General features: G+C 71.1%; 16 protein-coding genes, 1 tRNA gene and 1 pseudogene. 14 read left to right on the forward strand and 4 right to left on the reverse strand.

All coding sequences use genetic code 11. The annotated features are described in order from the left end of the window. Positions 1-2: 2 nt before the first annotated feature. On the forward strand, positions 3-236 hold the full coding sequence (locus ACWGI6_RS24810; protein WP_006605665.1) for a hypothetical protein: 234 nt from the start codon (positions 3-5) through the stop codon (positions 234-236). Positions 237-521: 285 nt separating this feature from the next. Here ACWGI6_RS24810 and ACWGI6_RS24815 read toward each other — a convergent pair whose 3' ends face one another. Beyond that, entirely contained in the window at positions 522-1,865 is a 1,344-nt protein-coding gene (locus tag ACWGI6_RS24815; protein ID WP_453269544.1) for a glycosyltransferase 87 family protein, read from the reverse strand. A 153-nt stretch (positions 1,866-2,018) separates the two neighbouring features. Between ACWGI6_RS24815 and ACWGI6_RS24820 the strand changes: the two genes are divergently transcribed. The 11 genes and pseudogenes from ACWGI6_RS24820 to ACWGI6_RS24870 all read left to right on the forward strand — a co-directional run bounded on the left by ACWGI6_RS24820 (position 2,019) and on the right by ACWGI6_RS24870 (position 17,684). Then, a tRNA-Ala gene (locus tag ACWGI6_RS24820) sits at positions 2,019-2,091 on the forward strand. A 360-nt stretch (positions 2,092-2,451) separates the two neighbouring features. After that, positions 2,452-4,407 carry a S53 family peptidase gene (locus ACWGI6_RS24825; RefSeq protein ID WP_453269545.1) on the forward strand — a complete coding sequence of 652 codons (1,956 nt, stop codon included), beginning with the start codon at positions 2,452-2,454 and terminating at the stop codon, positions 4,405-4,407. A gap of 313 nt (positions 4,408-4,720) precedes the next feature. After that, positions 4,721-7,618, forward strand: coding sequence for a leucine--tRNA ligase (locus ACWGI6_RS24830; protein WP_453269546.1), 2,898 nt, complete (start codon positions 4,721-4,723; stop codon positions 7,616-7,618). A 252-nt stretch (positions 7,619-7,870) separates the two neighbouring features. Beyond that, positions 7,871-8,725 (forward strand): hypothetical protein, encoded by an 855-nt coding sequence (locus ACWGI6_RS24835; RefSeq protein ID WP_453269547.1) that lies wholly within the window; start codon positions 7,871-7,873, stop codon positions 8,723-8,725. Between the two features lie 210 nt (positions 8,726-8,935). Next, positions 8,936-9,781, forward strand: a complete 846-nt coding sequence (locus ACWGI6_RS24840; RefSeq protein ID WP_453269548.1) for a DegV family protein — start codon at positions 8,936-8,938, stop codon at positions 9,779-9,781. Positions 9,782-10,307: 526 nt separating this feature from the next. Then, on the forward strand, positions 10,308-11,030 hold the full coding sequence (locus tag ACWGI6_RS24845) for a helix-hairpin-helix domain-containing protein (RefSeq protein ID WP_453269549.1): 723 nt from the start codon (positions 10,308-10,310) through the stop codon (positions 11,028-11,030). A 203-nt stretch (positions 11,031-11,233) separates the two neighbouring features. Beyond that, positions 11,234-13,189: pseudogene (locus ACWGI6_RS24850) on the forward strand (ComEC/Rec2 family competence protein); the annotation flags it as partial. Positions 13,190-13,931: 742 nt separating this feature from the next. Beyond that, a complete protein-coding gene (locus tag ACWGI6_RS24855; RefSeq protein WP_453269594.1) occupies positions 13,932-14,750 on the forward strand; it encodes a winged helix-turn-helix domain-containing protein in 819 nt (272 codons plus the stop codon). After that, positions 14,747-16,066 (forward strand): MFS transporter, encoded by a 1,320-nt coding sequence (locus tag ACWGI6_RS24860; RefSeq protein ID WP_453269595.1) that lies wholly within the window; start codon positions 14,747-14,749, stop codon positions 16,064-16,066. The genes ACWGI6_RS24855 and ACWGI6_RS24860 overlap by 4 nt, the downstream gene beginning before the upstream one ends. A 311-nt stretch (positions 16,067-16,377) precedes the next feature. After that, a complete protein-coding gene (locus ACWGI6_RS24865) occupies positions 16,378-16,890 on the forward strand; it encodes an RrF2 family transcriptional regulator (protein ID WP_453269550.1) in 513 nt (170 codons plus the stop codon). Beyond that, a complete protein-coding gene (locus tag ACWGI6_RS24870; RefSeq protein WP_453269551.1) occupies positions 16,890-17,684 on the forward strand; it encodes an arylamine N-acetyltransferase family protein in 795 nt (264 codons plus the stop codon). Before ACWGI6_RS24865 ends, ACWGI6_RS24870 begins: the two co-directional genes overlap by 1 nt. Before the next feature lie 24 nt (positions 17,685-17,708). Here the strand turns inward: ACWGI6_RS24870 and ACWGI6_RS24875 are convergent, their stop codons facing one another. Further along, positions 17,709-17,975 (reverse strand): hypothetical protein, encoded by a 267-nt coding sequence (locus ACWGI6_RS24875; RefSeq protein WP_453269552.1) that lies wholly within the window; start codon positions 17,973-17,975, stop codon positions 17,709-17,711. Positions 17,976-18,071: 96 nt separating this feature from the next. On the opposite strand from ACWGI6_RS24875, the gene holA reads away from it, so the two are divergent. After that, the gene (gene holA / locus ACWGI6_RS24880; RefSeq protein WP_453269553.1) at positions 18,072-19,055 is read left to right on the forward strand and encodes a DNA polymerase III subunit delta; all 984 of its coding nucleotides are present in this window, start codon (positions 18,072-18,074) and stop codon (positions 19,053-19,055) included. Between the two features lie 337 nt (positions 19,056-19,392). Here holA and ACWGI6_RS24885 read toward each other — a convergent pair whose 3' ends face one another. Together ACWGI6_RS24885 and rpsT are read right to left on the reverse strand one after the other, a co-directional pair. Then, positions 19,393-20,298 carry a hypothetical protein gene (locus tag ACWGI6_RS24885; protein WP_453269554.1) on the reverse strand — a complete coding sequence of 302 codons (906 nt, stop codon included), beginning with the start codon at positions 20,296-20,298 and terminating at the stop codon, positions 19,393-19,395. A gap of 859 nt (positions 20,299-21,157) precedes the next feature. Further along, entirely contained in the window at positions 21,158-21,424 is a 267-nt protein-coding gene (gene rpsT / locus ACWGI6_RS24890) for a 30S ribosomal protein S20 (RefSeq protein ID WP_453269555.1), read from the reverse strand. A gap of 383 nt (positions 21,425-21,807) precedes the next feature. Here rpsT and lepA point away from each other — a divergent pair, with 383 nt between their 5' ends. Then, the gene (gene lepA, locus ACWGI6_RS24895; RefSeq protein ID WP_453269556.1) at positions 21,808-23,682 is read left to right on the forward strand and encodes a translation elongation factor 4; all 1,875 of its coding nucleotides are present in this window, start codon (positions 21,808-21,810) and stop codon (positions 23,680-23,682) included. The last annotated feature ends 170 nt before the right edge of the window (positions 23,683-23,852 follow it).

Raw genomic sequence — 23,852 nt, forward strand, 5'->3', positions numbered from 1 at the left:
GGATGGGCGCCCACAGCAGGAAATGTGACTGGTGCGGCAGCGGTACGCCGATTGTCCGCGACATGGAACCGGTCAATACCGACTACCAGTACTGGTGCGAGGAGTGCGCCCGCGCCCTGGTCATAAAGGGCGACCCCATCGAGACCTACCGGGAGCTCGACGGGGAGCCGATCTACGGACGGCTGCTGGAAGAGCACTGCACGCTGAAGCGTTTCTACTCGTTCGCGACGGCCTGAGCGGTGCCGTCGGCGGGGGCGGGCGAGGGCGTGAGCGAGGTCGGCCCCCGTGAGGGCGGAGGGAAGCCGTCCGCCCGGTCCGCCCGCCCCGTTACCTGACGTCGCTTTGGGCAGGGCCGGGGTGATGTGGACGGTTCCGGTCGGAAAATGGGTCAGCATCGATCAGTGCTGAGCCATCCCGGGCGGTCCCGCGCGGTTTCGGTCAGACGGAACTGGCGCCGCGGGACGTGGCGTTGTGACACTGTGCGATCCTCACCGCTCAATTCCGCAATACGGCCGCCCGGTTCACGGACCACTGCCGGCGCCGGCCGTCCGGGGCTCGCTGTCAGGTCCCGGTCGCCCGCCGAGCCGCCGGAGCCGGACACCGGTCAGTGCCAGCAGCGCAAGACCGGCGATCGGATAGACGTCGGAGAGCAGCAACTGGGCGCCGTTCTGGTGCAGTTCCTCGTGGTGGTGCCAGCGGTGCGGCACCCACCACAGCGCGAACGAGCAGAACAGCAAACCCAGTGCGGTGGCCGCGGCCCACCAGCGGCGGGCGGCGGTGCCGGTCCGGCGCAGCGCCTCGGAGCCGAGCAGGATCATCATCGGTACGCACCACACCCAGTGGTGGGACCAGGAGATCGGGCTGACCAGCAGAGCGGTCGCGGCGCAGGCGACGGCCGCCCAGGCGCGCTGCCCGCGCAGCAGCGACCCGGCCGCCAGTGCCAGGCCGAGCGCCGCGGCCAGACCGGCGACCACGATCCAGGTGCTGCCCGGGTCGTGGGTGTGCAGCAGCCGGGCGAGGGCGCCGCGCAGCGACTGGTTCGCGGTGATCTCCACCTCACCGACCCGGTCGGCGGCGAAGACGATCTCGGTCCAGAAGCGGTGCGAGTCGCGCGGCAGCGCGAGCGCGGAGAGGAGGGCGGTGGCCAGGAAGGCGGCGGTGGCGACGGAGGCCTGCCGCAGCCAGGGGTTCCAGGCGGCGCGGGCCCCCGCGCCGGAGCGGATCAGCTGCCCGGCACGGACGGCGCCGGCCAGTGCGAGGAACACGGCGAACAGCGCCGGGGTCAGCTTGAGGCCGGCCGCGATTCCGATGCCGATGCCCGCGAGCCGGTGGGTGTCCTTGCGGGTGAGGTCCCACAGCACGAGTGCGGTGAGCAGCAGGTTGATCTGTCCGTAGCGCAGCGTCGTCCACACCGGCTCGCACCACACCAGCAGTGCCGAGACCGCGAGCGTCGCGGCGGGCCAGGGGAGCCGCCGGGGCCGGCCGGCCAGGCGTAGCGAGAGGTGGACGACGGCGAGGAGCAGCAGGAGGTTGCCGGCCGTGGCGAGGGTGCGCATCGCCGGGACGTCGAGGAGGGTGAGCGGGGTGAACAGCAGCGCGGCGAAGGGCGGGTAGGTGTTGGGCAGGTGCGCCGAGGTCGCGGCCATGTCGTAGAGGGCTCCGCCGTTGCGGACGGTGAAACCCTCGGCGCGGTAGACCATGAGGTCGAGCATCGTCACCTGGGCGAGGCGCTGCACGGTCCAGAAGACGGCGAACGAGATCAGGCAGGCGAGGGCCGCCACGCGGGTCGGGTGCCGGCGGAGGATGCCCCTGCCGGGGTGGGTGCCGCCGGGGTCGATGGGCGCGTCCAGCTCCAGCGCGGTCACGGCGTACGGCTCCCCAGGACGAATCGGACACGGCTCGCCGACAGTACCGCGCGTCGCGCCAAGGGGGGCGGGCGGAACGATTTGGCAGAAGCCGGGGAGGTCCGTGTAATGTAGGCGATGCCGCAGCGGGGAATCCGGGCGGGAACAGAATACGGGGCTATAGCTCAGTTGGTAGAGCGCCTGCATGGCATGCAGGAGGTCAGGAGTTCAATTCTCCTTAGCTCCACAGAGAACAGAGCGGGCCGTCCGATGCGGACGGCCCGCTCTGTCATGCGTGCCCGGCCACGGGCGTCCTGGCGGTCCGGCCCCGCGGGAGTTCCTCCCGGATTGTGCTGATATCCGGTCAGTGAGCCGTCCGTTATGGCGAGTTGAGTGTTCGCTCCCTGCCCATTCCTGGCCAGTCCTTGCCATTCCTTGGTCTCTTCTTGGTGATCGCATGCCCCTGACATGAACGGTTCACCGAAAGAGTGGCGCATCGCGTGAACGTCACATCCCGCGCATTCACCGCTTGTGCGGTGCCGCGCACCTGCGCACCGGCGCAGCGCGGCACCCCGCAGCGCACCGCATCGCCACAGCAGGGGGTTACATGAGATCAAGCCGCACCAGATCACTGCGCGCCCGCGCCGGTCTGGCCTGGGCAGCGACGCTGCCGCTGGTCGCCGGTGCGCTCGCGCTCGGCGCACCCGCCGCCGACGCCGCGGGCCACGACGGCGGCCGGCACGCGCTGCAGGGCACCAAGCCCCTGTGGGCCACCCGGCAGGCCGACCAGGGCGCCACCTCCGCTTCCGCGGACGTCACCGCCCGCGTCTACCTGGCCGGCCGGGACGCCAAGGGTCTCGCGGACTACGCAGCGGCCGTGTCCGACCCGCACTCCGCCGCGTACGGGAAGTACCTGAGCGCCGCCCAGGTGCGCGCCCGGTACGGCGCCACGCGCGACCAGATAGCCAAGGTGACCGACTGGCTGAAGAAGTCCGGCCTGACGGTCACCGGCACCACCAACCGGTATGTGACGGTCAAGGGGGACGCGGGCGCCACCGAGCGCGCCTTCGCCACCGATCTGCACAATTACCGCAAGAGCGGCCACACTTACCACGCCCCGTCGACCACCGCCTCCGCGCCCGCCTCGCTGGCCGGCGCGGTGCTGACGGTCACCGGCCTGGACAACGCGCCGCGGCTCGCCAAGCACCACTCCAGCGAACTGCCGCCGCCGGAGGGCGTCTTCCGCAACTCCGGGCCGTTCTCGTCGTACTACGGCTCCAAGACCGACAAGAAGCTGCCGTCCGCCTACGGGAGCAAGGCGCCGTACGCGATCAAGGGCTACACCGGCAAGCAGCTGCGTGCCGCCTACGGGGCGAAGAAGTGGACCGGCAAGCACGTCACCGTCGCGATCACCGACGCCTACGCCTCGCCGACCATCGCCCAGGACGCGGGCACGTACGCCGCCCGTAACGGCGACTCCCGCTACCGCCACGGCCAGCTCTCCCAGGTGCTGCCCAAGGACTACACGCACATCGAGGAGTGCGGCGCGGCCGGCTGGTACGGCGAGGAGACCCTCGACGTCGAGGCCGTCCACGCGGTCGCCCCCGACTCCGACATCGTCTACGTCGGCGGCGCCTCCTGCATGGACGACGACCTGCTCGACTCCCTGGGCAAGATCGTCGACGGGCACCTCGCCGACATCGTCTCCAACTCCTGGGGCGACATCGAGGCGAACGAGACCCCGGACGTGGCCGCCGCCTACGACCAGCTCTTCCAGCAGGGCGCGGTGCAGGGCATCGGCTTCTACTTCTCCTCGGGTGACAACGGCGACGAGGTCGCCAACACCGGCACCAAGCAGGTCGACACCCCGGCGAACTCCGCCTGGGTGACCGCGGTCGGCGGTACCTCCCTGGCCGTCGGCAAGCACGACTCCTACCAGTGGGAGACCGGCTGGGGCACCCTGAAGGCCGCGCTCTCCAAGGACAACAACTGGACCGGATTCCCCGGGGCCTTCAACGGTGGCGCCGGCGGCGGGACCAGCAAGACCATCGCGCAGCCCTTCTACCAGCGCGGAATCGTTCCGGACGGGCTCGCGAAGGCGAACGGCGGCGGCGCGATGCGTACCGTCCCGGACATCGCCGCGGTCGCCGACCCCAACACCGGCTTCCTCGTCGGCCAGACGCAGACCCTGGCGGGCGGAAAGCTCGGCTATGACGAGTACCGCATCGGTGGTACCTCCCTGGCCGCGCCGGTGATCGCGGGCGTCCAGGCGCTCGCCCAGCAGGCCCGGCACGGCGTCGCCATCGGCTTCGCCAACCCCGGCATCTACCAGCGCTACGGCACCGCCGCCTACCACGACGTCACCGACCACCCGCTGGGTGCCGGCCGTGACCTGGCGGTCGTCCGCGTCGACTACGTCAACGGCGCCGACGACAGCAAGGGCACCACGACCTCGCTGCGCAGCCTGGGCAGGGACAGCTCTCTGCACGCGGGTGTCGGCTACGACGACGTCACCGGCGTCGGCTCGCCGGGCACCGGATATGTGAGCTCCTACCGCCCCTGACACCGGGCGCGGCACCGCCTCCCTGCACCGTCCGTGACCCGGTGGGGCGGCGGTAGGAGTAAGGGGTAACGGGGGCGGGGCCCGCGTTGGGGGAATCCTCAGCGCGGGCCCCGTACGCCCTGCGGTACCCTGACGCCATGCGTGCCGTACGCCTTCTGCTTAGCGGGCCGCGCTGATCAGTACCGACGGATGACAGAACCCGTCGGAATCGGCGCGGCTTCCCCTCCTGTGCGAGGGGTCTTTTTGTTTCCGGCGTGCCGGGGATTTTGGCGCGTTTCCGCAGGCAGAGACGATCGATGGAGCTTTGAGGACGATGAGCGAGACGACCAACGCTGCCGAGACGGCAGCGCCGCACCGCTATACGGCCGCGCTGGCCGCCGACATCGAGGCCCGCTGGCAGGACTTCTGGGCGACGAACGGGACCTACGAGGCCCCGAACCCCAGCGGTGAGCAGGCCGGCGACGCCGAGCTGGTGGCCCGCCCCAAGAAGTTCATCATGGACATGTTCCCCTACCCGTCGGGCGCCGGGCTGCACGTCGGCCACCCGCTGGGCTTCATCGCCACCGACGTCTACGCCCGCCACCAGCGCATGACGGGCCACAACGTCCTGCACACCCTGGGCTTCGACGCCTTCGGCCTGCCCGCCGAGCAGTACGCGGTGCAGACCGGCACCCACCCGCGGGCCTCCACCGAGGCCAACATCGTGAACATGCGGCGCCAGCTGCGCCGCCTGGGCCTGGGCCACGACCAGCGCCGCTCGGTCGAGACGATCGACCCGGCGTACTACAAGTGGACCCAGTGGATCTTCCTGCAGATCTTCAACTCCTGGTACGACCCGGAGGCGGACGCGGCCCGCCCGATCGACACGCTGGTCGCCCAGTTCGAGGCCGGCACCCGACTGGCCCCCGACGGCCGTCCCTGGGCCGGGCTGAGCCCCATCGAGCAGGCCAACGTCCTGGGCGAGTACCGCCTGGCGTACGCCTCGGACGCGCCGGTCAACTGGTGCCCCGGCCTGGGCACGGTGCTGGCCAACGAGGAGGTCACCGCCGACGGCCGCTCCGAGCGCGGCAACTACCCGGTCTTCAAGGCCAAGCTGCGCCAGTGGAACATGCGCATCACCGCCTACGCCGACCGGCTGCTGAACGACCTGGACGCGCTGGACTGGCCGGAGGCCATCAAGCTGCAGCAGCGCAACTGGATCGGCCGCTCCGAGGGCGCCCGGGTCGACTTCCCGGTGGGCGACGACAGGATCACCGTCTTCACCACCCGCCAGGACACCCTGTTCGGCGCCACCTACATGGTGCTGGCGCCCGAGCACCCGCTGGTCGCCGGCTCCGACAACGGCACCGGCACCGGTTCCCTCGTCCCGGACGCCTGGCCCGAGGGCACCCACGACGTCTGGACCGGCGGGCACGCCACCCCGGCCGAAGCCGTCGCCGCGTACCGCAAGCAGGCCGCGTCCAAGTCGGACGTCGAGCGGCAGGCCGAGGCCAAGGACAAGACCGGCGTCTTCACCGGCGCCTTCGCGACCAACCCGGTCAGCGGCGAGCAGGTCCCGGTCTTCATCGCCGACTACGTCCTGATGGGCTACGGCACCGGCGCGATCATGGCCGTCCCCGCGCACGACAGCCGTGACTTCGCCTTCGCCCGCGCCTTCGAGCTGCCGATGCGCTGTGTCGTCGAGCCGTCGGACGACCGGGGCACCGACCCCTCGACCTGGGACGACGCCTTCGCCTCGGACGACGCCAAGATCGTCAACTCGTCGAGCGCGGCGCTCTCGCTGGACGGCCTGGGCGTGACCGAGGCCAAGGCGAAGATCACCGACTGGCTGGCCGCCGAGGGCATCGGCGAGGGCACCGTCAACTTCCGGCTGCGCGACTGGCTGTTCAGCCGGCAGCGCTACTGGGGCGAGCCGTTCCCGATCGTCTACGACGAGGACGGCGTGGCGCACGCGCTGCCCGAGTCGATGCTGCCGCTGGAGCTGCCCGAGGTCGAGGACTACTCCCCGCGCACCTTCGACCCGGACGACGCCGACACCCAGCCGGAGACCCCGCTGTCCCGCAATGAGGACTGGGTCAATGTCGACCTGGACCTGGGCGACGGCAACGGCATCCGGCGCTACCGCCGCGAGACCAACACCATGCCCAACTGGGCGGGTTCGTGCTGGTACGAGATGCGCTACCTGGATCCCGGCAACGCCGACGCGCTGGTCGCCCCGGACATCGAGCAGTACTGGATGGGACCGCGCGAGGGCCGGCCGGCCGGCGGCGTCGACCTGTACGTGGGCGGCGCGGAGCATGCCGTACTGCACCTGCTGTACGCCCGCTTCTGGTCCAAGGTGCTGCACGACCTGGGACATGTCTCGTCCTCCGAGCCGTTCCACAAGCTGTACAACCAGGGCATGATCCAGGCCTTCGTCTACCGGGACAGCCGCGGCATCGCCGTTCCGGCGGCCGAGGTCGAGGAGCGCGACGGCGGCTACTACTACCAGGGCGAGAAGGTCAGCCGTGTCCTGGGCAAGATGGGCAAGTCCCTGAAGAACGCCGTCACTCCGGACGAGATCTGCGCGGAGTACGGCGCGGACACCCTGCGCCTGTACGAGATGGCGATGGGCCCGCTGGACGTGTCGCGACCGTGGGACACCCGGGCCGTCGTCGGCCAGTACCGCCTGCTGCAGCGGGTGTGGCGCAATGTCGTCGACGAGGCGACCGGCGAGGTCACCGTCGTCGACGCCGAGCCGGACGAGGCCACCCTGCGGGCCCTGCACAAGGCGATCGACGGCGTCACCCAGGACATGGCGAACCTGCGCTTCAACACCGCCATCGCCAAGGTGACCGAGCTGAACAACCACCTGACCAAGGCGGGCGGCCCCATCCCGCGCACGGTCGCGGAGCGGCTGGTGCTGCTGATCGCCCCGCTGGCCCCGCACATCGCCGAAGAGCTGTGGCACAAGCTGGGCCACACGGACACCGTGGTGCACGCGGACTTCCCGGTGGCCGACCCGGCGTATGTCGTCGACGAGACCGTGACCTGCGTCGTCCAGATCAAGGGCAAGGTCAAGGCGCGGCTGGAGGTCGCCCCGTCGATCTCCGACGCGGACCTGGAGGCGACGGCACTGGCCGAACCGGCCGTGGTCGCGGCGCTGAACGGTGCGGGCATCCGGAAGGTCATCGTCCGGGCGCCGAAGCTGGTGAACATCGTCCCGGCGTAGGTCGACAGCGGGCGCCCGGGACGACTCCCGGGCGCCCGGCCAGGGGTTTCGGCCGGTCGCGGCGCTCCGCGGGGCCGGTGGCGGCGACGTCTCGCGCGCGCCGTGCCGTTGCCTCGCCGGCGCCATGGGTGGTTTCCCCTACGGGCAGGTTGGGGGTTCGTTCGGAACCCGTGACCTGCCCGAGCCGTTTACCGTGGAGGTACAGGGCGCGGGCGAGGAAACCGGCGCCGCCGACACGTCTGGGGAGAGCCCATGGAAGCTGCTGTCGCCATCCTCGGGCTGCTCTTTGTGCTGTTCGTCCTGGCAGGGGTGTTCGTCACGGTCAAGGCCGTGAAGGCGGCCAAGCGCGGCGTCGACCGGACGGTTGCCCAGGCCCGCAGAACCGTCGAGGACACCACCCTCCGGGCCCGGCAGCTCGCCCAGCCCGGCGTGGTCGGCGAACTGGCTCAGATGCGGCTCTCCCTGCGTACGTCCATGCGCGCCACCCAGGAGGCGCTCTACGCCGGCTCCTCCGACGATGCCTCCCTCAGCGAGGCGATCGGGCTCTTCGAGCGCCTGAGCGTCCATGGCCATGAGCTCGACGACGAGCTCAAGCGGCTAGAACGTGAGCCTGACCGGGCCACCATCGCCGCCCGCCTCCCGGAGCTCCGGGAGCGTCTGGAACGGCTCACGCACTCCGCGGAGTCGCTGCGCTGGGCCGCCCGCGACCGCGCCCGCAAGTTCGCGGACGACGATCTGGCATCGCTGAGCGACCAGATCGATGTCGAGGCGGGGGCGCTGCGCCACTGGACCCGGGTCGAGGATGCCGTGGACCCGCTGCGGGAGCCCGTACGCCCGCCTGCGGACGGGCAGTCACGGGCGCGTGCCGCCGGTGACCCCACGGACGCCGCCACCCGACCGGGCCGCGCATCGGCCGGGGGCCACTCCGGGGGCGCGGCCTCCGAGGACCCGCCGGCGATCACCGCCCGGGACCCGCGCACCCAGCCGTCCTACCCGTGGCAGAAGGAGCCCCGGACGTCGCGGCCGACACGGTCGTCACCGACGTCACGGTCGTCACCGACGTCACGGACGTCACGGACGTCACGGACGGAGGGTACGACTACGTGAGGCCGTAGGACCTTGGAGAGGTGAGGGGGCGGGGGCGGGGCCCGGGGGAGACAGCGATGCGGGGCCGGGTGCGTCAGCGATGTCGCGCGGATCCGGGGACGGGAACAGCACCTTCCCGTGGGGTCTTGGCAGAGCCTTGGGGAAACCTGGAAGATCTTGGGGAGGGGCCCGCACTGTGCGGCGTCCGGATCCCCGGATAACCTCCCAGTCATGTCCCGCCATGTCGCGATCGTCACCGATTCCACGGCCTACTTGCCGCGGGCGGCTATCGAGCGTCACCGCATCACGGCCGTTCCGCTGACCGTCGTCCTGGGGGACCAGGCCCTGGAAGAGGGCACCGAGATCTCCGCGAGATCCGTCGCCCAGGCGCTCCAGAAGCGCCGGCCCGTGACGACTTCCCGGCCCGGCCCCGCGATATTCGCGGACACGTACCGCAAGGTCGCGGCGGCCGGCGCGAGCGGCATCGTCTCGCTCCACCTGTCCTCGGAGATCTCCGGTACGTACGACGCGGCGGTGCTGGCGGCCAAGGAAGCGCCGGTACCCGTACACGTCGTGGACACCGGCATGGTCGCGATGGCTCTTGGCTTCTGCGCCCTGGCCGCCGCGGAGACGGCGGAGTCGGGCGGGGACATCGACGAAGCGGTGGCCGCCGCGGAGAAGCGCGCCGCTGCCACCTCCGCCTACTTCTACGTCGACACCCTCGACTATCTGCGCCGCGGCGGCCGTATCGGTGCCGCCCAGGCGCTGCTCGGCTCCGCGCTCGCCGTCAAACCGCTCCTGCAACTGGCCGACGGGCGGATCGAACTGCTGGAGAAGGTCCGTACGGCGTCCAAGGCCATCGCCCGGCTGGAGGAGATCGCCGTGGAGCGCGCGGGCGGGGGCCAGGTCGACATCGCGGTCCACCATCTCGACGCGGCGGAGCGTGCGGATGCCCTGGCCCAGCGGCTCCGGGAGCGGGTGCCGGGGCTCAGCGAGCTCCTGGTGAGCGAGGTCGGCGCGGTGATCGGCGCGCATACGGGCCCGGGGCTGTTGGGGGTCGTGGTTTCGCCGCGGTGAGCGGGGCGGTGGGACGCCCTGTGGGTGACGGAGTTATCCACAACTGGGGTGTTGTCCACCGGAATTGACGCAGCTCGGCGAGATCTGCGCGAGGTGCTTAGCGTCGAGCGGTATGAACTCGTCTCGATCTGTGTGGGTGGCTTCCCCGGCCTCGTCAGCTGCTTTTGTCCCGTCGGCTTCGTCGGCCTCGCTGGCCTCGTCGGCTCCGGAGCCTCCGGTGTTCTCCCGTGCCGCTTCGGACTTCTCGGCCGCGGCCTCCGCGTCGGCTCCCGCGTCGGCCTCCGCGTCGGCCCCCGCATCGGCTCTCTCCGCTTCCTTCGGCCCCTTGGCGCCGTCCGGTGCGTCGGAGCGGCGGGAGTGGGAGCGCGAGCGGGTACGAGCTCGGGCTGCGGCGATCTTCGATGGTGCGGGTGCGGGTGCGGGTGCGGGTGCGGGTGCGGGTGCGGGTGCGGGTGCCGGGGCCGGTCCGCCGCCCCCTGGGCACGATCCGCCGGGCCCGCGCCGTCGGGAGCGGATGTGGCTTGCCGTGCGCGAACGGCTGCCGCTCTGGGTGCAGTTACGGTGCGGGACCGACCCGAAGACGCTCGCCGCCCTGGTCCTGGTGCTCGTAGTGGCAGTGGGATTCGCCGTGCAGCATTTCTGGGCCGGTCGCCCCGAGCCGGTACGGGCCCCGGAGGCCGAACGGTCCGCGGCGACAGCCGGCCCCGCCCCGCGCTCACCGTCGCTGCCGTCGTCGTCCGCCGCCGCGGCGCATGGTCCACCGGGCGGTGCGGGGCGGCAGCTGGTCGTCGACGTCACGGGCAAGGTGCGGCACCCGGGAATTCACCGGATGCCGTCGGGGTCGCGGGTGATCGATGCGCTGCAGGCCGCGGGCGGGGTGTTGCGCGGCGCGAGCACCGGTGGGCTGAACCGGGCGCGTCTGCTGACCGACGGCGAACAGATCGTGGTCGGCGCCCCCGGCGCGGCCGGGGGCGCGGTCGGCGGGGGCGGTGCCGCCGCCGGTGCGGGGGCCGGCGGGACGGGAAGCGGGTCACCGGGTGCCGGAGGCGGTCCGGCCGGACCGGTCAGCCTGAGTATGGCGACCGAGCAGCAGCTCGACTCCCTCCCCGGAGTGGGCCCCGTCCTGGCCCGGCACATCGTCGAATTCCGCACCCAGCACGGCGGGTTCACTTCGGTGGACCAGCTCCGCCAGGTGACCGGCATCGGTGACCGCCGCTTCGCCGATCTGCGCCCCCTGGTGCAGCCATGACCGGTGTCCGTGCCGCCGTGCACACCAGGGCGGCGTCGCCGTACGGCGCCTCGGACCCGCATCAAGAGGGCCCGGCCGATCTACGGCTGGTCGCGCCCGCGCTGGCCGCCTGGGCGGCGGCGGTGATCAGCCTGGGCGCCCCTGGCGGGGGAGTGGCGGTGGCCTGCGGCGTGGCCGTGGCGCTCGGGCTGTTCGCGTGGCGGATGGCGGTGGTCCGACGCAGGGCGGAGCGTGCCCCGGAGGCGGCCGAGCGGCCTGGCACCGGTACCGCCCGGGCAGGGCCGGCCGGCCTCCGCTCTCCCCGTCGCTGGTCCGCAGGGGCGTTCGTGGCCCTGGCCGCGGTGCTGCTGTGTGCCGCGGCGGGGGCTGCGTCCGCGGCGCTGCATGCGTCGGATGTGCGGCGCGGGCCGCTGCCGGCCCTGGCGGAGCGCTACGCGGGGGTCACGGCGGAGCTGGCGGTGAGCGGTGATCCACGACTGACCCGTCCCAAGGTGCGCGGATCTCAACGGACGCCCCCGGTCCTGGTGTTCACGGCCGATGCCGTCCGTGTCACCGCACCGGACGGTGAGGTCACGGCCGTACGCACGCCGGTGCTGGTGGTCGTACAGCAGCGTGGAGGGGGTGGCGAAGAGCGCGGCCGCCGCGGCCGCGAAGCTCGCGAGAGCCTCTCGTCGGCATGGCGCGGGCTGCTGCCGTCGACGCGTATCCGGGTGGTGGCACGTGCCGCACCGCCCCTGTCGTCGGCCGACCAGGCTGCCGCCGTGCTCCGGGTCACCGCCGACGCGGCGCCGGTCAAGGTCGGTGACCCGTCCCCTCCCCAGCGGCTGGCGGGACACCTGCGTGCCGGGCTGCGTGAGGCCACCGACGGGCTGCGCCCCGATGCCCGTGCGCTGCTGCCCGGTCTCGTGGTGGGCGACACCTCACGCGTGCCGCCGGACCTCGACGACGCCTTTCGCGCCACCGATCTCACACATCTGCTGGCTGTTTCCGGCAGCAATCTGACGATTGTGCTCGCCCTGCTGGTCGGTCCGCCCCACCTCGCGACGCGCGCCGAGCGCCGCGGGCTGGCACCGCGCCTGGGGCTGTCACTGCGCGGCACGGCCGTCATCGGCGGCGCCGTCGCCCTCGCCTTCGTCGTGGTGTGCCGCCCGGACCCGAGCGTGCTGCGGGCCGCCGCCTGCGGCCTGATCACACTGCTGGCGATCGCCACGGGTCGCCGTCGCTCGCTGCTCCCCGCCCTCGCCGCCGCGGTCCTGTTGCTGGTGCTCTACGACCCGTGGCTCGCCCGTAGTTATGGCTTTTTGCTGTCCGTCCTGGCGACCGGCGCGCTGCTGCTGCTCGCCCCGCGCTGGAGCGCCGCCCTGCAACGGCGCCGGGTACCGTCCCGGATCGCCGAGGTGATCGCCGCAGCGGCCGCTGCCCAGGCGGTCTGTGCACCGGTTGTCGCCGTGCTGGCGGCCCGGGTGGGCCTGGTCGCGGTGCCCTGCAATCTGCTCGCCGAAGTGGCCGTGGCGCCTGCGACGGTGCTGGGCTTCGCGGCCCTCGCCGCCGCCCCGATCGCGTTGCCGGTCGCCCAGGCGCTGACGTGGTGCGCGGGCTGGCCGGCCGAGTGGATCGCCGGCGTCGCCCGTACGGGAGCGGCGCTGCCGGGGGCGGAGCTCGACTGGCCGGACGGCTGGGCCGGAGGCTTGGTGCTGGCGGCTGCCATGGTGGTCCTGGTACCGGTCGCCCGCAGGCTGCTGCGCCGTCCCTGGCTGTGCGTGCTGTGTGTGCTGGCGATGATCTTGGCGGTGTGCCGCCCCGCCCCGTTCACCCGTGTCCTCACCGGCTGGCCGCCGCCGGGGTGGCGGGCCGTGGTCTGTGACGTGGGGCAGGGCGACGGCCTGGTGCTGGCCGCCGGGGACGGCACGGCGCTGGTGGTGGACACCGGGCCCGAGCCCCACGCCATCGACCGCTGCCTCACCGACCTGGGTATCCGCCGTATCCCGCTGCTGGTCCTGACGCACTTCCACGCCGACCATGTGGACGGGCTCCCCGGAGCGCTCCGTGGCCGCTCGGTCGGTGCGATCGAGACCACGACGCTGCAAGATCCTCCGGGGCAGGCACAGTTCGTGCGCACAGTGGCTGCGGCGGCCCGGGTTCCGGTCATCCGCGCCGTACCGGGGGAGCGGCGCCACCTGGGCCCACTGACCTGGGAGGTCCTCTGGCCCCCCGCTCCACCCGGCCCCGGCAGCCCCACCAGCCCCGGCAGCCCCACCGGCCCCTACAGCCAACCAGCCGACCCCGACACCCTCGACGGCCCCAACGACGCCAGCGTCACCCTGCTCGTCCGTACGGGCGGGCTGACCCTCCTGCTGCTCGGCGACCTCGAACCACCCGCACAGCGCGCACTGTTGGCGGCCCACCCGGAGCTGGGTGGCGTCGATGTCCTGAAGGTGGCCCACCACGGCTCCGCCTATCAGGACCCGCCGTTGATGCATCGGCTGGCGCCACGCCTGGCGCTGATCTCCTGCGGCATCGGTAATCCGTACGGCCACCCGGCGCCCCGCACCATCGCGGCGCTGCGCGCCCAGGGCGCCCGGGTGCTGCGGACGGACACCGACGGCGCCATCGCGATCCTGGGCACCACTGCCAGGCTGTCCGCGACGGTCAACGGCCACCGGTCCAAGTCCCGTCCGGTCAACGACCGGAGAGCCCGTTCTCGTCCATCCGACGGCCGCCGAACCGGCGCCCGCCGAGCCGATGGCCGCCGAGCCACGCTGCGCGGGCCCGCCCGCCGCCGCTCACGTACCCGTCCCCGTGCCCTTCCCGCCGGTAACCGCCGGATCAGACGCCGCCTCCGCCCTCACCGCCGCCGGCCCGACTCTTGTAAAGGACCCTTTCTAAAGATACCTTTACTTTATGCCCAAGAGGTCGGAGCGGTCCCAGCAGTCCGAGTCGGAGCGGCCCGACGCGGTCGGCGAACTACGGCCGCAGCCGGACCCGTTCGCGGACTGCACCCAGCTCTCCGACCCGCGCGCGCTGCGCGCCTACGCCCACCCCACCCGCATGGAGCTGGTCGGGCTGCTGCGCCGCGAAGGTCCGCTCACCGCCACCCGCGCGGCCGAGCTGACGGGGGAGTCCGTCGCCAGTTGCTCGTACCACCTGCGGATGCTCGCCAAGTACGACCTGGTGGAGGAGGCCGAGGGCGGGCGCGGGCGCGAGAAGCCATGGCGCGCGACCGCGCAGTTCACCGGCTGGCCGGAGTACTCCGACGATCCCGACGTCGCCGAGGCCTCCACGGCCCTGAACGTCGCGCTTGCCGAGAACTACTTCGCCAAGATGACGCACGCCTTGGAGCAGCGCGCTGCCCTGCCCCGGGCATGGCAGCAGGCCGAGCAGTACGGAGATGTCTCGCTCTACCTCACCGCCGAGGAGCTCACCGAGCTCGGCGAACAGGTAATGGAGTTGCTCAGCCCGTATGCGGCGCGGCTGCAGGACCCCGGGTCCCGGCCGGCCGAAGCGCGGCTGGTGAGCTTCCTGCGGGTTGCTTTCGTCCGTCACATCGAGACGCGGAGCGGCAGTGCATCGCGTACCGGGGGCGGTGGTACGGGCGACGGCGAGACCTCAGTCGGCGGCAATCCCACAGCTGGAGGTGGCACCGCCATCGCGGGCGGCTCCTCGGCCGACGCCCCAGCCGTGACCGAGGTCCCGGCCCCGGGCGAAGGCGGGGTCTCATGAGTTTGCCGAAGGCCCGGGTCCCCGTCCTCTTACGGGAGCGCGCGTTCCGCCGCTACTGGACGGCTCAGTCCGTCTCCCTGATCGGTGATCAGATCTCCCTGATCGCTGTCCCGCTGGTCGCCGTGCTCGTCCTGGGTGCCGGTGCCGCCGAGATGGGCCTGCTCAAGACCGCGGAGCTGCTCCCCGCCCTGCTGCTGAGTCTGCCTGCAGGTGCCTGGCTCGACCGGCGGGCCCGGCGCCGCCGGATCATGATCGCCGCCGATCTGCTCCGCGCGCTGCTGATCGTCTCCCTGCCCGTCGCCTACGCCGTTGGCGCGCTCACTCTCGCCCAGCTCTACGCCGTGGCCTTCATGGTCGGTGCGTGCACCGTCCTCTTCGAGATCTGCCAGGTGACTCTCTTCGTCTCACTCGTTCCCAAGAGCCGCTTCGTCGAGGGCAATTCCCTGCTCAACGGCAGTCGCGCGATGGCATTCGTCAGCGGGCCCGGCGCGGGCGGTCTGCTCGTTCAACTGCTCGCCGTGCCCCTGGCACTGCTCGCCGATGCGCTGACCTTTCTGTGCTCCGCCGCGCTGCTGGCGCGCATCGCACCGGCCGAGCCGCCGCCCTCGCCGCCGGCCAAGGGCTATGTCACCGAGGGAGTGCGTTGGGCGCTGCGGCAGCCCGTCATGCGCGCGATGTTCGCCGCCTCCGGGACGGTGCAGTTCTTCAATCTCATGTTCCACACCCTCTTCGTGCTCTACGCCACCACCGAACTCGGCCTGGAAGCCGGAATGTTGGGGGCGGTTCTCGGGAGCGGCGCGATCGGCGGTCTCATCGGCGCGGCGACCGCGGGCCGCGTGGTGCGCGGTATCGGTGTCGGGCCGACCATCCTTCTCGGTTATGCCGGATTCACCGTGCCGCTGCTGCTCGTCCCGCTGGCCGGTGGTGCCACTCCGCTGGTCATCGCGCTGCTCTTCGTCGCCGAATTCCTGTCGAGCGTCGGCGTGATGCTCGTTGACATCTCCTCCGGCTCGCTGCTCGCCGCGCTGATACCGGACGCCTTGCGCTCTCGTGTCGCCGGTGCCTCCCGCACCCTGAACTATGGCTTCCGCCCCCTCGGTGCCATGGCCGGTGGTGCGCTCGGCGCGGCTCTGGGGCTGCGTCCCACCCTCTGGATCGCCACCGCCGGTGCCACCCTCTGCCTCCTTTGGCTGCTGCCCTCGCCCGTGCCCCGAATACGCACGCTGCCGGGAGCCACCACGGGGCAAGAGCCGGCACCCGGGCCGGACCTCGCCCCCTCCGTGCACCTCCCCGAACGCGCCGGAGAAGCCACGTAGGCGCAGGCGGTGACACCTGGCGGTGATACGACGGGTCGGCCAACTGGGCCGACGGCATCAAGCAGGCTCAGCAGCCTGTGGCGCCAGGGGCGCCGGGCCGGAGAAGGAGGGCAGGGCCGTGCCGTGCAGCAGACCCGATGGGGCAAGCAGGCGACCCGGGCCGGACGCATCACGACAGGCCGGACGCATCACGGACGGCAGGCCGGACGCATCACGAAAGGCCGGATGCATCGCGTCAGGGAGGGGATGCCTCACGACAGGCCGTACGCATCGCGGAGAGCCGTTGAATCATGATCTGTAGGCTCCAGATCATGAGGATGAGTGAAGGCGTCGAGTGGAGCCTGCACTGCTGTGTGGCGCTGGCCGGGCTCGAAGAGGGTGGACCCGTGTCCACCGCTCGGCTGGCGGCTTCGTTCGAGTTGCCGGCGGCCTACTTGAACAAGCGGCTACAGGCGCTGGTCCGGGCCGGGATCCTGAGCTCCACCCCCGGCGCGCGGGGCGGTTTCCAGTTGGCGCGGCCACCGGAACGGATCACCCTCATGGATGTCGTCGCCGCGATCGAGGGCACCGAAGACGCCTTTCGGTGCACCGAGATCCGCCGGCGAGGAGCCGGCGCCGAGGCGTCCGGGGGGCCCGGGGGATCCGGGGGATCCGGGAGGGAGTTCGGACGGCCTTGTGGGATCTCCACGGCGATGCGCAAGGCCGAGCTGGCCTGGCGACGTGAGCTGGCCGCACAGACCCTCGCCGAGGTGCTTGCCGCCACGCCCGCCTCGGCGGTGGAACGGACCCGCCGCTGGTTCGCCTCGGAGAGGACCCACACCTGATGGACATCGCTGCCGCTGACGCCTACCTCACCCGGATCGGCGCCGAGGGCCCCACCTCCCCCGATGCCGAGGCGCTGCGTGCGCTGCACCTCAGCCATTTGCGTACGGTCCCCTTCGAGAACCTCTCCATCCACCTCGGCGAAGAGATCGTGCTCGCGGAACAGCCGTTGCTGGACAAGATCGTCGGCGCTCGGCGGGGCGGCTTCTGCTATGAGCTCAACGGCGCTTTCGCCATGCTCCTGGGCGCGCTCGGTTATGAGGTCGAGCTGCTCTCGGCCCGGGTGTTCGGCGCCGACGGGCTCGGGATTCCGTATGACCACCTTGTACTGCGCGTCCGGACGCCGAGCGGGCCATGGCTTGCGGACGTGGGCTTCGGCAGGCACAGCCACTTTCCGCTGCGCTGGGACAGCCGTGCCGAGCAGGCCGATCCCGGGGGTGTGTTCCGGATCGAGGAGACGGGTGAGGGGGACCTCGATGTCCTGCGGGACGGCGATCCGCAGTACCGCCTGGAGCAACGTCCTCGTGTCTACGCGGACTTCGAGGCCGGATGCTGGTGGCACCGGACCTCGCCCACGTCGCACTTCACCCAGTCCCTGGTGTGCTCACGGCTGACCGAGACCGGTCGGGTCACGCTCTCCGGACGTACGCTCGTGACCACCAGGACGGATGGTGCACGCGACGAACGCCAGGTGGGCGGGGACGAGGTTCTCGCCGTCTACCGGGAGCACTTCGGGATTGTTCTGGAGCGGGAGCCCGAGGTCGGCGGGGTGCCGGCGCCCGGGAGCGGCGCTTAGGTCCGCGGCCCCCGCGGCCCGTCGTTACTCGGCCTCGCGCCAACCGTCGTACTCGGCCGCGAGGTCATGCAGCCGCGCCGGGTCATGGGCGGCGTCCGGGTCTTCGACCACCACCAGCCACTGGGCGTCCTCGGCGTCGTCCTCACCGGCCAGGGCGTCCCGTACGAGCTGGGGCTCCTCGGCGACACCGAAGCGTTCGGCCAGGGCCTCGGCCACCTCCTCCGCGGCGTCGCGGTCGGGCAGTACCAGTACATGCCGGAGGTGTGGTGGGTGTGGGGCAGCATCATTCACCCGGCCATTGTCCGACAAGGGGTTGGCGCTCCGGTCCGGCAGGGCCCCGGAGCGGTCCGGGCGGGGCTGTCAGTGGGGCGTGGGATGCTGGACGCGATGGCCAGGAAGACAGCTCAAGACGACCCGCTCGCCCCCGTCACGATCGCGGTGGGCCAGGAAGACCTGCTGCTGGATCGCGCGGTGCAGCAGGTGGTGGCGGCTGCCCGGGCGGCCGATGCGGACACCGATGTGCGCGACCTCGCTCCCGAACAGCTCCAGCCCGGCACCTTGGCCGAGCTGACCAGCCCCTCCCTCTTCGCCGAGCGCAAGGTCGTCGTGGTGCGCGCCGCCCAGGATCTTTCCGCGGACACCATCAAGGACGTCAAGGCGTACCTCGGCTCGCCCGCCGAGGAGATCACGCTGGTGCTGCTGCACGCCGGCGGTGCCAAGGGGAAGGGTCTGCTGGACGCTGCCCGTAAGGCCGGGGCACGGGAAGTGGCCTGCCCCAAGATGACCAAGCCGGCCGACCGGCTGGCCTTTGTGCGGGGCGAGTTCCGTGCGGTCGGGCGTTCGGCGACGCCCGAGGCCTGCCAGTCGCTGGTCGATGCGATCGGCAGCGATCTGCGTGAGCTGGCCTCGGCCTGTTCGCAGCTGACCGCCGACGTCGAAGGCACCATCGACGAGTCCGTGGTCGCGCGCTACTACACCGGCCGGGCCGAGGCATCGAGCTTCACCGTCGCGGACCGTGCCGTCGAGGGCCGGGCCGCCGAGGCGCTGGAGGCACTGCGCTGGGCGATCGCCACCGGCGTCGCCCCCGTCATGATCACCAGCGCGCTCGCCCAGGGCGTACGCGCCATCGGCAAGCTGGCCTCCGCCCCGCGCGGTGCCCGCCCCGGCGACCTCGCCCGCGAACTGGGCATGCCGCCCTGGAAGATCGACCGGGTACGGCAGCAGATGCGCGGCTGGTCGGCGGACGGCGTGGCCACGGCGCTGCGCGCGGTGGCGGCGGCCGACGCGGGGGTGAAGGGCGGCGGGGACGACCCCGGGTACGCCCTGGAGAAGGCCGTCGTGGCGATTGCCCGGGCGGCCCGCTCGCGGTGAAGTAGCGGCCGCGGCCCTCCCGTCGGCGCACCCGCGCGGTCGCAGCGGGCAGAGGCAGGCCGGCCGTCATCGACCCCGTTGCATCGCGATCAATCGCCGCGGCGCCGATCACGATGGCGATGACCAATCGCCACAATGACCATCAATCACCGCGGCGACGATCAATCGCCACGGCAACCCAACTGCGACCACTCGCGCCGAGGCCAACCGCCGCGACGATCAACCGTCGGGCCGTCGGGCCGTCAGGCCGTTGGGCCGTCGGGCGTCAACCATCAGGCCGTCAACCGCCAGGGGCGCCCGCTGCCCCCGCGGCCCGCTGCTCCCTGCGGAGCGACGCTCACCGGGACCGTGAGTTCTGCAGTCGCTGGAGTGTCTCCGTCGCGCTGGTCTTCAGCATCGTGGCCACCTCGGCGGCGGTCGGCTGCTTGCCGCCGCTGCTGCTCGACGCATAGCTCGACCATGTCGACTGGTACGTCATCCAGCCGTCCCGGACGCCGAGGATCACATACGAGCTGCTGCTCGTGCTGCCCTCGTCCTTCCGGGTCACCAGATAGGCCTCGTCACCGATTCCCGGCACGGCATCGACCTTGTAGCCGACCGAGGTGTCCTGCTTCTCGTACGAGCGGTAGCCGTCGGCGAACTCCGGTGCCGGGTCGGTCTCCCGGTGCAGCGTGGCGGTGTTGTAGAGCCAGGTGGAGGAGTAGGCGGAGCTGCTTGCGGTGTCCTGCTCGAACGAGACGTTGCACGTCATCGTGTCCAGGGACGTCAGCTGGGCGCCGCTGTGCTGCGGGTTGGCGTCCTTCGAGGCGGTTCCGGTGTTCGCCTTGGTCTTGTAGTGCGCGTTCTCGAAGGGCGTCATCGAGGTGTCCGCACACAGATCGCCGGTGTAGGCGTAGCCCGCGAGGTCGGGGCTGGACTCGGAGGAGAAGCCCCCGGTGGCGAACAACACGGAGCCCCAGATCGCGGACGCGGCAACCACCCCGCCGACGGCCCAGAGCCAGCTGGACATACCGCGGCCCGCGCCGCCGGGTGCCGCTACAGGTGCCGCGGTGGGCGGCCCCACCGGCGGGGCGGGTACGCCGGGTGCCGGATAGCCGTATCCGCCGGCCTGTCCCTGCGGCATGGCCTGTTGTGCGTAGGGATTCTGCTGTGTGGGCACCGGATTCTGGGGTGCGGGCACCTGACCGTATGGGTTGGGCTGCGGCTGGCCGTATGGATTGTTCTGGTCCCCCGATATCGACATGGCCGCAGCGTAGCGGACCCCCCGAAAAGCGAACCCGGCTCTGCGGCACGGAATTTCTCCCACGGCGAGCAGACCGAGGTACGGCCCCACCTGCCCCACCGCAAGCCCACGCCACCGCCGCCCCATTCCAGTAGCCGCCTATCAAGTGCCCTGCAAACAGAGGCCCGGCAAACAAAGGCCCCGCAACCGGAGCCCTGCAACGCAGCTCCGCAACAACACCCCACCGTCAACAGGTCTCGACAACAGGTCTCGACAACAGTTCCCCACAAACAATGGCCCCGGAAAAAGGGCTTCGCAACAGAACTCCACAACAAAGGCCCCATGTGAAAGGCCCGCACCAAAAGTCCCGTGCAAAGCCACCCACAAGTAGAGCTCCACAACGAAAACTCACAACGAAGCCCCACAGTGAAAGCTCACGGGAACGTCCACGGGAACCCCCCACCGAAACCCCCGACGGCAAAGCCCCTGCCGACCAAGCCGCAACGAAAGAAACCCAACGGCAGAAACCCAACGGCAGAAACCCAGCGACAGAAACCCAGCGACAGAAACCCAGCGACAGAAACCCAGCGACAGAAGCTCAACGGCAGAAGCCCCATGAAAGAAGGCCCCGCCTCGCCCCTGGGGAAGGGGGGAGGCGGGGCCTTCGTATCAAGCTGTTGCGGCTTGGTCGGCGGTGTACGCCGAGTGGGCCGGGTGCGCCGCACCCGCGTGGCGAACGCAGGCCGTGTGCGGCGCGGTGGTGCATCGGTCAGGGAGCGGAGAGAGGGGCCGCTGGGTCCCTGCCGACAGGGGTACTACAGGTTCTGCGGTGGACGAAGATCAGACCTGGTCAGGCCGATGATCTTCGCCGGAAGGAAGGTCAGGCCTTGAGGGACGCGACCTTCGTCGCCAGCGCCGACTTCTTGTTGGCGGCGGCGTTCTTGTGGATGACACCCTTGCTGACGGCCTTGTCGAGCTTCTTGCCGGCCTCGGCCTGGGCGGCGGTGGCCTTCTGCAGGTCACCGGCCTCCACGGCCTCGCGGGTGCGACGGATCGCGGTCTTCAGAGTGGACTTGACAGCCTTGTTGCGCTGACGAGCCTTCTCGTTGGTCTTGATCCGCTTCATCTGGGACTTGATGTTCGCCACGAAAGAGCCTTTTCAGGTTCGTTGGAGTTTCGAGTTGCGCCGCGCACCTGAGAGGGCACGAAGCGCAGTAGACCAGGCTACCAGCAGGGTCGACGGCCTCCCAAACCGGACCGGGCCCACCGCCCGAGCGCCGCCGAGCCCCCGCCCGGAAGCGACCCACCCTCGGCCGCTGCCCCGCTGCCCCGCTGCCCCGCTGCCCCGCTGCCCCGCTGCCCCGCTGCCCCGCCCCGAAGCACCCGCCCCCGCCCCCGAAGCGTCCGCCCGAAGCCCCCGAACCCCACCTCGCCCCGCCCAAACCGGACCGAGCCCCTCGCTCATGGGACGATGGGGGAGACGTCATATACCCGAGTCCCGCCTACCCGCGTTCACTGAATGGACCCTGCGTGCCCGCGACCCCTACGAACGTGCCGGAGCCGAGCCGTACCGATCCGGCCCTCCTCCGTAACTTCTGCATCATCGCGCACATCGACCACGGCAAGTCGACGCTCGCCGACCGGATGCTCCAGCTCACCGGTGTCGTCGACCAGCGGCAGATGCGCGCGCAGTACCTCGACCGCATGGACATCGAGCGCGAGCGCGGCATCACGATCAAGTCCCAGGCGGTCCGGCTGCCCTGGGACCCCACCGAGGGTGAAGAGGGAAGTGGTACGACCCACATCCTCAACATGATCGACACCCCGGGCCACGTCGACTTCACCTACGAGGTCTCCCGCTCGCTCGCCGCGTGCGAGGGCTGCGTCCTTCTCGTCGACGCCGCTCAGGGCATCGAGGCCCAGACCCTCGCCAACCTCTACCTGGCGATGGAGCACGACCTCACGATCATTCCCGTCCTCAACAAGATCGATCTGCCGGCCGCGCAGCCCGAGAAGTTCGCCGCCGAGCTGGCCAATCTGGTCGGCTGCGAGCCCGAGGACGTCCTCAGGGTCTCCGCCAAGACCGGCGTCGGCGTGGCCGAGCTGCTGAACAAGGTCGTCCGCGAGGTGCCGGCCCCGGTCGGCGTCAAGGACGCGCCCGCCCGCGCGATGATCTTCGACTCGGTCTACGACGCCTACCGCGGTGTCGTGACCTACGTGAAGGTCGTCGACGGCACGCTCGGCAAGCGCGAGCGCATCAGGATGATGTCGACCGGCGCCGCTCACGAGCTCCTGGAGATCGGCACGAACTCCCCGGAGATGAAGGCGGCCGACGGGCTGTCCGTCGGCGAGGTGGGCTACCTGATCACCGGCGTGAAGGACGTCCGACAGTCCAAGGTGGGTGACACGATCACCCAGCTCAACAAGGGTGCCGAGGAGCCGCTGGGCGGCTACAAGGACCCCAAGCCGATGGTGTTCTCCGGTCTGTATCCCCTGGACGGCTCGGACTACCCGGAGCTGCGCGAGGCACTGGACAAGCTGCAGCTCAACGATGCCGCGCTGGTCTACGAACCGGAGACCTCCGCGGCCCTGGGCTTCGGCTTCCGCGTCGGCTTCCTGGGCCTGCTGCATCTGGAGGTCATCCGCGAGCGTCTGGAGCGCGAGTTCGGCCTCGAACTGATCGCCACCGCGCCGAACGTGGTCTACCGCGTCGATATGGAGGACGGGGCCGAGCACGAGGTCACCAACCCGAGCGAGTTCCCGACGGGCAAGATCGACAGGGTGCACGAGCCGGTCGTACGGGGCACGATCCTGGCGCCGAGCGAGTTCATCGGCTCGATCATGGAGCTGTGCCAGAACCGCCGCGGCAACCTCCTCGGCATGGACTACCTCTCCGAGGACCGCGTCGAGATCCGCTACACCCTCCCGCTCGCCGAGGTCGTCTTCGACTTCTTCGACCAGCTCAAGTCCAAGACCCGTGGCTATGCCTCGCTGGATTACGAGCCCACCGGCGAGCAGGTCGCCGACCTGGTGAAGGTCGACATCCTGCTGCACGGCGACAAGGTCGACGCGTTCTCGGCGATCTGCCACAAGGACAAGGCGTACGCGTACGGCGTGCGGCTGGTCGCCAAGCTGCGGGAGCTGATTCCGCGGCAGAGCTTCGAGGTGCCGATCCAGGCCGCCATCGGCAGCCGGGTCATCGCCCGTGAGACGGTCCGCGCCATCCGCAAGGACGTCCTCGCGAAGTGCTACGGCGGTGACATCTCCCGTAAGCGGAAGCTGCTGGAGAAGCAGAAGGAAGGCAAGAAGCGGATGAAGATGGTCGGCAGCGTGGAGGTCCCGCAGGAGGCTTTCATCGCGGTGCTGTCCTCGGACTCCGACGGCGATGCGAAGGCGAAGAAGTAACGCGTCGCCCGCGAAGGCCGTTCGCCGGGCCCGGAAGCCGCCGGGCGGAGCGGCCACAGGGCAGGAAACAGGGCGCCGGTCCCCATGGAGGGGGCCGGCGCCCTGTCGGCTTTCCCCAGCTCACCGGGGTGAATGCGGAGTGCGGCGCGCGGCGTGGCCTGCGGATGGTG

The organism is Streptomyces sp. NPDC054786, from assembly GCF_053611685.1.